Consider the following 8,171-nt stretch of genomic DNA (forward strand, 5'->3'; position numbering starts at 1 on the left):
AGCATTCTTGCAAATGCCGTTACGGAACAACGTTAGAAACCTCGCTATTGGACCGGTCGGCAGGTCAAATCGCCTTCGCATAAGACGGATTTCATTGCATGATGAACGCACGGCCAAACCGGCCAATGGGATCTTTGGATTCCGAATAAACAGCAACAGGGACCCTCTATGCAGATCAATGTTACCGTCGATCTTACCCCGGCCGAAGCGCGTGAACTTCTCGGGCTGCCGAATATTCAGAAACTCCAGGAAGAATGGCTGAAAAAGGTCGAAACCGGGATTCTCGGCGATGCCGACAGCTTCTCGCCCGAAAAAATCCTGAACAGCTGGATTGCCGGCGCTTCCGGAAATGCCGACCTGCTGCGGGGCTTGATGACCGCGTTTACCTCTGGCGGCAAATCCTGAGCAGAGGCCGCGTCCGATTGTCGGAATGCGGATAACACGGTCGCGCCCGCCGCCTTGAAGAAGCGGGCGCACCCAATTGGATTTGAGACGGGTCGGCAATCTGTCAGCCGCGCAGCTCACGACGCAGGATTTTGCCGACATTGGATTTCGGCAATTCATCGAGAAACGTGATCTTGCGCGGAGTCTTGTAGGCCGTCATCTCGTGGCGGCAATGCGCGACAATCTGCTCCTCGGTGACCTCGACGCCGGGTTCCTTGACCACAAAGACGCTGACCAACTCGCCGGTTTTCTCGTCGGGCTCGCCGATGCAGGCACATTCCGCAACACCGTCGCAGGCGGTGACGACAGCTTCGATTTCGTTGGGAAACACGTTGAAGCCGGACACGATGATCATGTCTTTCTTGCGGTCTACGATGCGCAGATACCCGGCCTCGTCAAAGACCCCGATATCGCCCGTACGGAAATACCCATCCTTGGTGAACGCGTTGCTGTTGGCTTCATCATTGTTCCAGTATCCGGACATGACCTGAGGGCCTTTCGCGCAAATCTCGCCGCGCTCGCCCAGGGCCGCTTCCTGATCATTTTCATCCAGCAGCTTGATATCCGTCGAGGAGACCGGCAATCCGCAGGACCCGGTAAAGGTGCTGACGCGCATTGGCACAACCGACAGCAAAGGCGATGTCTCGGAAAGACCGTAGCCTTCGGTGATGTGGGTTCCGGTCAGCGCTTTCCAGTTATCCGATGTGGTCTCGATCACTGCCGCACCGCCACCGATGGACGCTTTCAGCTTCGAGAAATCGACCTCCTTGGTCCCCGGATGCATTGCCAAACCCGCAAACAGGGTGTTGACGCCTGGGAATACCGTAACACCAGCATTCTTGATCGCCGCGTGGAAGGCGTCGATATCGCGCGGATTGGGGATCAGGATGACCCGGCAACCTACGGACAGATAGGCCAGTGATATGGTAAGACCAAAGATATGGTAGAGCGGCAGGGCCGCGACCATGACCTCTTCTTCCGGAACGGACGCTTCCGGTAGGAAGGCTTTGTATTGCTCAAGGTTGGCCACGACGTTGCGGTGGGTCAGAACCGCCCCTTTGGACGGGCCGGTAGTGCCGCCAGTGTACTGGAAGAACAGATTGTCATCCCCGGTCAGGCCAACGGTCCGATATTCCAGTTGGGTACCCTCTTCCAGCACATCAGCCAGCTTGATGGCGGTGCTCAGGCGCTGATCCACAGGCGGTGTTGGGATCGACAACCCGGCACCATCGCCGAGATCAATGGTGATTACGGTTTCGATCGGTGTGTTATCGACGATTTCCGCAAGCACCTGCGTCGAACCTGCGAAGATAAAGATCTTCTTGGCACCAGCATCGTTCAACTGATGCTCAAGCTCGCGCGGAGTATAGAGCGGATTGACATTGACCTGCACGGCACCGGCGCGAAGGATACCCAGCATCGCCACCGGGAAACCGAAAATGTTGGGACACATCAAGGCAACACGATCACCGCGTTCCACGCCCAGCTTGTTCTGGAGATATGCGGCAATGGCACGGGATTCTGCCTCGACCTGCGCATAGGTTATTTTCTGGCCAAAACACTCAAAGGCGACATTGTCAGCGTATTTTTCAGCGGCCTCTTCGAACAACGCCACGATTGAGGAATACTGATCCGGGTTGATTTCTGCGGGTACACCAGGGTCGTATGTTTTCAACCAGTTTTTCATTTCGGTTCTCCTCCTTATTGGCGCTGCTGGATGGTGACTTTGAACACGAGGGGTTGGTCACACAGACAGCTGAAACTTTGATGCCGAATTGCCGGACAGCCCGGAAACCCGGTGGCAAACGCCGTCTGCACTTAGAGTTAATAGCATGTTCTTTCGTGCCTGGCTCGCCGTGTTGCGGGTATTGCGCCCATCCCGATCTTAGGCCAGCATGCTTTCTTGCATTTCAAGAAAAAATAGCGTCAGCAGTAGAGTTCCGTAGCGTCAAACCGGGGCGGAAAAGAGTGGAACAGGTGGGGCGCAGACGCGCGCGCCAGGGCTCAGCTACTTGCGAACTCATGCAGGATGTCACCCGCAATCACTGCCAGATTTCTCTCACCCAGATAGGCCTGCGGCGGCATTTCAGGTTGTCCCTCACGCTTTGGACGCTGTTCGCAGACATATTGGATCATGCATCCCGATGGCTGTGTTGATGGCGGGGATGTTCTTGTGGACCGGATCATTTTCGGTCCCGAAATCCTGCAACTCTCCGCTCTGGGCGAGGATGCAAAGCCTTTGGCGGAGCTACGTCATAAGGCTCATCTTTTTGATCGAGCAGCCGTTCGCATTTTGAAGTATTACCTAGACGATCAAATTAATTCTTACATTTCAGCTGAGTCAGTCGAATCTGATCGCCGAATCCGTAGCTGAAAAACTGAATACATCCGTTCGAATATTCCGTCGCAAAAACACTTCTTACAGAGAATTGCGTAATCAGGGAATTGAAAAAACTGAATCTTTTGAGCGCCTCTGTTTGCGAAATTGCGCACGGTCTGGGGCATTCGAAAACGCGTGCTTTCATCAGAGCAATCGAACGAAGCTATCAGTCCGCTGCATTACCGCAAACGTACGAGTCGAACCGCTGCAGCAAGCTGGCTCAATCCCAGCGATAATTGAAACTGACGCTGATCCGCTCTTCTTCGGCCATGTTCATCGGCACTTCGTGGCGCAGCCAGCTTTCCCACAGCAGGACGTCACCCACGTCGGGCTTCATATAGATGAAAGGCTGCAACTCGCGCCGCGCCTCCTTGCGGCGCACCGGGGAGGCCATCATCCGGGCCGAGCGGGGATCTTCCAGCTTAAGCGCGCTGGCACCCTTGGGCATCGCCACGTAAGTCGTGCCCGAGATCACGCTGTGCGGGTGAATATGGCTGGCATGCATCCCGCCCTCGGGCAGGATATTGATCCACAGATCTTCCAGCTTCAGCGCCCGATCATCCAGGTCGAACTCCAGATCCTGCGCAAATGCCGCCACATGGGCATCCAGCACCTTGACCAGATCAGCGAAGATCGGGAACCGCCAGGGCAGATCGGTCAGTGACGCGTAGGAGGTATAGCCGGGATAGCCGTTTGCCTCACACCAGTCCTGCCCGGCCTCGTCATCCTCGGCGATGACGAGGCAGGAGGATTCCAGCTCGCCCGCATCGATTCGAGGGGCGAATTCGGACAGGGCGGCACGATACAGGCGGGTGACGAAGAGCGATTCAATCTGTGACATGGCGCTGTCATAGCGCAGCCTCACGCGAGGCGCGAGGGGCAGATCGCATCGCGGGTGCAGGTGGCCTGAGACGGCCACCCGCAGGATAGATTACTGGGTAATCGGCGAGCAGACCGTCGCGCCTGCTTCGGTTGTGGCAAGCTGATAGCCGCCCGGGCAACTGGCATTCCCAGCCTTGTCAAAGGTGGGCTGAACATAGACCGGTTCCGGCTCGGGCTGCGAACAGGCGGCCAGGGCCAGAACGAATGAGCCGATCAAAGCAGCTTTCAGTTTCATCGGTTGAATCCTTTATTTGTTAATTCTGAAATCCCGGCTCTGAAGGCGCCGGGCGAGAACACGTTCTCGTGAGCAATGATACATCTGCGCCGCAACCTGTCGATCTTATTCTGAAAAATCCCGCTCAAGCGGCGAAAAATCACCCTTGGACATGCCAACACCCCGCCACGCGCCGACCGATATTCGACCGGAGAGGTGGATGAATTGAACCACGCCCACTTTCTGCCTATACCAAAATCAAATACAGGGGACCCGATGCAAACGCCCCGGAAAGACCCCGCCAGGCATGCGCAGTTTCATCATCCATATGTCTTCCAGCACAGCGCGCCGCCCCAATGCAGAACTGCTGCGCACCCAGTTGCCGCAGGCGGAATGGATCGAGGCGGTAAAGGGCCGTGACCCGGCCCAGATCGCTCATGTGGCATGCCACAAGGGCAATCTGCACCGGCCGCATTATCCGTTTTCCCTGCTGCCGACCGAAATCGGCGTCTTTGAAAGCCATCGGCGCATCTGGCAGAAGATGGTGGATGAAGGGATCGACGGAGCGCTCACCTGCGAAGACGATCTACAGATCGACCCGGACAGATTCGCAACCGCGCTGGAGATACTGAACGCGGTCGCGACGCCTGATCACTATATTCGCCTGCCGGTGAAACAGCGCGAAGTGGCTGCCGAAACCCTGATCGAACGCGACGGGCTCCGCCTGATCCTGCCCAAGGTGATCTCGCTGCAATGCCAGTGCCAGTTTGTCGGCCTCAACGCCGCCAAACGACTGCTGGCCGCCACGCAGGAGATCGACCGCCCAGTTGATACATTCCTGCAGATGCATTGGATCACCGGCCAACCCGTGCATGCGCTGATGGGTACCGGCAATCAGGAGGTCGCCGCCCAGATAGGCGGGTCGACCATTCAGAAAAAGGTGCCCGCCGGTGAAAAGCTCGCGCGCGAGATCAAACGCGCTGCCTATCGCGCGAAACTGCACCTGCGCCCACAGCGATCCGCCGCTTCACCTGGCTGAAAACATCCTCGGGGTGAATAGACTACAGGCCAAGAGGGGGCAGACTACCCCCTGCCCGGTCACCTTATTGCGGCGCTTTGGTCTTGCGCAGATAGGGAAAGATCGTCTCGAACTCGCCGAACTTCTCCTTAGCTTCGTCGTTGCTCACCGCCGGCGGAATGATCACGTCTTCACCCGGCACCCAGTTCGCGGGAGTTGCCACGCCCTTGGCGGACATTTGCAGCCCGTCCAGCGCGCGCAGGATCTCGGCAAAGTTGCGGCCCACGGTCATCGGATAGGTCATCGACAGTTTCAACTGCTTGTCCGGCCCGATGATAAAGACCGAGCGCACCGTGGCGCTGTCAGCAGGCGTGCGGCCATCGGGCAGATAGGCTTCTGCGGGCAGCATGTCGAACGCTTTCGACACTTCCAGACCGTCATCAGCGATGATCGGGAAGCCGGGATTGGCGTTGCCATAGGCCTCGATATCCTTCTTCCACTTCTTGTGATCCTCAACACCGTCGACCGAGACACCCATCACCTTGGTATTGCGCGCCGCCCATTCGTCGTTCAGCTGCGCCACTGCGGAGAATTCGGTGGTGCAGACGGGTGTGAAATCCTTCGGATGCGAAAACAGAATGGCCCAGCTATCGCCGATCCAATCATGGAACTGGACAGTGCCCTGATCGGTTTCGGCGGTGAAATTCGGAACGGTATCGTTAATGCGTAAACCCATTCTAGCCTCCCATTGGGTTGAAAAGACGACTCGCGGTCACCGCAGAGCCTAGCCCCTCTGCGCGGTGAGTACATCCCATATCATTGCGCAAAACGGCACAAATCCCTGCGATCTACCAAGAGCCTTGCCCCGCGCAGGTTCGCGTGCCAGTGTGCGCACAAATATCCGACCGATTGGTCGGGTTATGCACCTCGGAGGAACAGACATGCTGGAAAAGCGCGATTTTTACATCAACGGGGCCTGGGTTGCCCCGGCCAAACCGCAGGATCATCACGTGATCGACCCCTCGACCGAGGAGCCCTGCGCCGTGATTTCGCTGGGCGCACAGACGGATACGGATGCGGCCGTTGCCGCAGCCAAGGCCGCACTTCCGGGCTGGATGGCCACGCCGGCCACTGAACGAATCGCATTGGTCGAGAAACTGGCAGAGATTTACCAGTCCCGCAGCGAAGACCTGGCCCAGGCCATGTCCCATGAGATGGGTGCGCCGATCGACATGGCGCGGACCCAGCAGGTCGGCGCCGGTATCTGGCATCTGAAAAATTTCGTGCACGCGGCCAAGGCCTTCTCGTTCGACAGTCCCTTGGGAGATCACGCGCCCAATGACCGGATTATCCGCGAGGCTGTGGGCGTGGCGGCCCTGATCACGCCCTGGAACTGGCCGATGAACCAGGTGACGCTCAAGGTTGGCGCCGCAGCGGTTGCTGGCTGCACCATGGTGCTGAAACCCTCGGAAGAAAGCCCGCTGAACGCGATGATCTTTGCCGAGATGATGGATGAGGCCGGGTTCCCACCCGGCGTGTTCAATCTGGTCAATGGGGATGGCCCGGGGGTCGGCACACAGCTTTCCGGACATCCGGATGTGGATATGGTGTCCTTCACCGGGTCGGCACGGGCTGGTGTGGCGATATCGAAAAACGCAGCCGATACGCTCAAGAAAGTACATCTGGAACTGGGTGGCAAAGGCGCCAATCTGGTGTTTGACGATGCCGATGAAAAGGCGGTCAAACGCGGCGTGCTGCATATGATGAACAACACCGGCCAGAGCTGTAACGCGCCCGGTCGTATGCTGGTGCAGCGCGGTGTCTATGATCAGGCGGTTGAAACAGCCGTTGAGGTCGCGGCGAAAGTCACCGTTGGCAGCGCATCGGACGAGGGCCGCCATATCGGGCCGGTGGTCAATCAGGTGCAATGGAGCAAGATCCAAGACCTGATCCAGACCGGCATCGACGAAGGCGCGCGGCTGGTCGCGGGCGGGACCGGGCGGCCCGAAGGGTTCAACAAGGGGTTCTATGTCAAACCAACGGTGTTCGCCGATGCCAACAACCAGATGACTATCGCACGCGAGGAAATCTTTGGCCCGGTCCTGACCATGATCCCCTTCGACACCGAAGAAGAAGCGGTCGAGATTGCCAATGACACGCCCTATGGGCTGACCAACTACGTGCAAACCAGCAACCCGGAACGCGCCAACCGGATGGCGCGTCTGCTGCGCTCGGGCATGGTCGAGATGAACGGCCAGTCCCGCGCCGCCGGGTCGCCCTTTGGCGGCATGAAGATGTCAGGCAACGGGCGCGAGGGCGGCGTGTTCGGGATTGAGGATTTCCTCGAGGTGAAAGCAGTCAGCGGCTGGACTGCCGAATGACCATGTGAAGCCGACCAAGGCGGTTAAGTCCGCCTTGGCCAGCCTTTCCCTTAGACGTTCAAGCCGGGCGCACCACCAGTTGTGGCTGGCCATCAGAGGTCCGCCGGGTTGAACGCCCGTCCCATCCGATTTCGCCGCTGACACGCTGCCTGTAGGACGAGAAGGTGTCAAAACGCACCACGTCGACCGGTTCATCGAAATGCAGTGTGATCCGGCGATGCCCGCCATCGCCGATAACAGTCAGTCCGCGAATTTCGGCGACGAAGGGCTGGCCCAGATAGTGCCCCTGAACCCTGTCACCGACCCGCAATTTCAGACGATTGCCCGCCAGCGCGCAAAGCGTGTTCCAATCACGCGCGCCATGTTGACGGGCGACAAGCTCCAGTGTCTGGCTATGCGACAAGGGTGTCCCGGCCTCGCGCAAGCTTTCTCGCAGGCGCTTGGCCTGTGCCTTCAGCTCATCAAGTGAAGCGATGTTGTTGTCAGTCATTTCTTGCCTCGTTTCCTGCAACGGGCGCATCTGAAAAGACGAGGCTCGCACTGTCGTCACTGCGCCGGAAAGTGGCAACAGATGATGTCGTATCGGGTTTCACCAAAGCCCAAGGGCCGCGAGCGGCAGGGGACCCGAACCTGTGGACCTCGTAAGGCCCACAGGTCATGTTTGTCAAGAACGCGGCCTGTGATCAGGCCATACAGATCCGCAACCGCTTAGGCTCCAGACTCATTGATTTACAGCCAGAATAGGACTGTAGCAGCGAGAGCGATGGCCGAGAGGAATACCTTTGGGCATCTGTCATATCGGGTGGCGACGCGCCGCCAATCCTTCAGGCGTCCGAACATGATCTCAATGCG

The 8,171-nt window shown here is 58.1% G+C and carries 9 protein-coding genes; 3 read left to right on the forward strand and 6 right to left on the reverse strand.

Features of this window, described 5'->3' with window-relative positions:
* The first annotated feature begins 168 nt into the window (after window positions 1-168).
* The gene (locus AB1E34_RS23375) at window positions 169-405 is read left to right on the forward strand and encodes a DUF6489 family protein (RefSeq protein ID WP_372574716.1); all 237 of its coding nucleotides are present in this window, start codon (window positions 169-171) and stop codon (window positions 403-405) included.
* A gap of 103 nt (window positions 406-508) precedes the next feature.
* Here the strand turns inward: AB1E34_RS23375 and AB1E34_RS23380 are convergent, their stop codons facing one another.
* The 3 genes from AB1E34_RS23380 to AB1E34_RS23390 all read right to left on the reverse strand — a co-directional run bounded on the left by AB1E34_RS23380 (window position 509) and on the right by AB1E34_RS23390 (window position 3,941).
* Window positions 509-2,131, reverse strand: a complete 1,623-nt coding sequence (locus AB1E34_RS23380) for an AMP-binding protein (protein WP_372574717.1) — start codon at window positions 2,129-2,131, stop codon at window positions 509-511.
* A 913-nt stretch (window positions 2,132-3,044) separates the two neighbouring features.
* Window positions 3,045-3,665 carry a 2OG-Fe(II) oxygenase family protein gene (locus AB1E34_RS23385; RefSeq protein WP_372574718.1) on the reverse strand — a complete coding sequence of 207 codons (621 nt, stop codon included), beginning with the start codon at window positions 3,663-3,665 and terminating at the stop codon, window positions 3,045-3,047.
* A 90-nt stretch (window positions 3,666-3,755) separates the two neighbouring features.
* Window positions 3,756-3,941 carry a hypothetical protein gene (locus AB1E34_RS23390; protein ID WP_306197055.1) on the reverse strand — a complete coding sequence of 62 codons (186 nt, stop codon included), beginning with the start codon at window positions 3,939-3,941 and terminating at the stop codon, window positions 3,756-3,758.
* A 286-nt stretch (window positions 3,942-4,227) separates the two neighbouring features.
* Here AB1E34_RS23390 and AB1E34_RS23395 point away from each other — a divergent pair, with 286 nt between their 5' ends.
* The gene (locus tag AB1E34_RS23395) at window positions 4,228-4,959 is read left to right on the forward strand and encodes a glycosyltransferase family 25 protein (protein WP_372574719.1); all 732 of its coding nucleotides are present in this window, start codon (window positions 4,228-4,230) and stop codon (window positions 4,957-4,959) included.
* 64 nt (window positions 4,960-5,023) lie between these two features.
* On the opposite strand, the gene AB1E34_RS23400 is transcribed toward AB1E34_RS23395, so the two are convergent.
* Entirely contained in the window at window positions 5,024-5,674 is a 651-nt protein-coding gene (locus AB1E34_RS23400) for a peroxiredoxin (protein WP_306197060.1), read from the reverse strand.
* A 205-nt stretch (window positions 5,675-5,879) separates the two neighbouring features.
* Between AB1E34_RS23400 and AB1E34_RS23405 the strand changes: the two genes are divergently transcribed.
* The gene (locus AB1E34_RS23405; protein WP_372574720.1) at window positions 5,880-7,319 is read left to right on the forward strand and encodes an aldehyde dehydrogenase family protein; all 1,440 of its coding nucleotides are present in this window, start codon (window positions 5,880-5,882) and stop codon (window positions 7,317-7,319) included.
* A 58-nt stretch (window positions 7,320-7,377) separates the two neighbouring features.
* On the opposite strand, the gene AB1E34_RS23410 is transcribed toward AB1E34_RS23405, so the two are convergent.
* Both AB1E34_RS23410 and AB1E34_RS23415 read right to left on the reverse strand, forming a co-directional pair.
* On the reverse strand, window positions 7,378-7,809 hold the full coding sequence (locus AB1E34_RS23410; protein ID WP_372574721.1) for a glyoxalase superfamily protein: 432 nt from the start codon (window positions 7,807-7,809) through the stop codon (window positions 7,378-7,380).
* Window positions 7,810-8,048: 239 nt separating this feature from the next.
* On the reverse strand, window positions 8,049-8,171 hold a 123-nt coding region (locus tag AB1E34_RS23415; protein ID WP_372570752.1), incomplete at its 5' end, for a transposase.

The sequence above is a fragment of the Ruegeria jejuensis genome (assembly GCF_041537905.1).
Taxonomy (GTDB): Bacteria; Pseudomonadota; Alphaproteobacteria; order Rhodobacterales; family Rhodobacteraceae; genus Ruegeria_C.

What these genes read in the sequence shown, in the direction of transcription:
- AB1E34_RS23390 (WP_306197055.1), bottom strand. Translation starts at nt 3,941, where the DNA reads ATGAAACTGAAAGCTGCTTTGATCGGCTCATTCGTTCTGGCCCTGGCC.
- AB1E34_RS23410 (WP_372574721.1), bottom strand. Translation starts at nt 7,809, where the DNA reads ATGACTGACAACAACATCGCTTCACTTGATGAGCTGAAGGCACAGGCC.
- AB1E34_RS23405 (WP_372574720.1), top strand. Translation starts at nt 5,880, where the DNA reads ATGCTGGAAAAGCGCGATTTTTACATCAACGGGGCCTGGGTTGCCCCG.
- AB1E34_RS23375 (WP_372574716.1), top strand. Translation starts at nt 169, where the DNA reads ATGCAGATCAATGTTACCGTCGATCTTACCCCGGCCGAAGCGCGTGAA.
- AB1E34_RS23400 (WP_306197060.1), bottom strand. Translation starts at nt 5,674, where the DNA reads ATGGGTTTACGCATTAACGATACCGTTCCGAATTTCACCGCCGAAACC.
- AB1E34_RS23395 (WP_372574719.1), top strand. Translation starts at nt 4,228, where the DNA reads ATGCGCAGTTTCATCATCCATATGTCTTCCAGCACAGCGCGCCGCCCC.
- AB1E34_RS23380 (WP_372574717.1), bottom strand. Translation starts at nt 2,131, where the DNA reads ATGAAAAACTGGTTGAAAACATACGACCCTGGTGTACCCGCAGAAATC.
- AB1E34_RS23385 (WP_372574718.1), bottom strand. Translation starts at nt 3,665, where the DNA reads ATGTCACAGATTGAATCGCTCTTCGTCACCCGCCTGTATCGTGCCGCC.